This is a genomic window from Streptomyces sp. P17 (assembly GCF_032436805.1).
Lineage (GTDB): Bacteria > Actinomycetota > Actinomycetes > Streptomycetales > Streptomycetaceae > Streptomyces.
Genome location: NZ_JAVRBF010001138.1, coordinates 1 through 255, shown reverse-complemented (window position 1 = coordinate 255; position 255 = coordinate 1). Strand labels below are relative to the sequence as shown.

Sequence of the window (255 nt, the reverse complement as noted above, 5' to 3'; positions counted from 1 at the left end):
CTCTATTCCATCCAGGAAATCAAGCCGCGCCAACTGAAAAAGTGCCTGATAAACTTCGCGAGCTTCCGCCGCCCCCGCTCCGAACTGCTCAACAAGTTTTGCAAACGGCTGCTGAGCGTCCTGCAATGCCCGTTGCCAGTCCCCGGTCGAGGTCTCCAACTGGCTCATCGCGTCAGAGAGGCTTAGCACCTCGTCCCGGCCAGATCGCAGATGCTGCATCAGCAGCCCCAGCCCGCCAAGGACACCCATGACGGC

At 60.4% G+C, this 255-nt stretch carries 1 protein-coding gene; it reads right to left on the bottom strand.

Annotation, left to right across the window (positions count from 1 at the left end; genetic code table 11):
- Nucleotides 1–255 (bottom strand): hypothetical protein (locus RMT89_RS44195; RefSeq protein WP_315889398.1); only part of this gene is annotated, 255 nt, incomplete at both ends.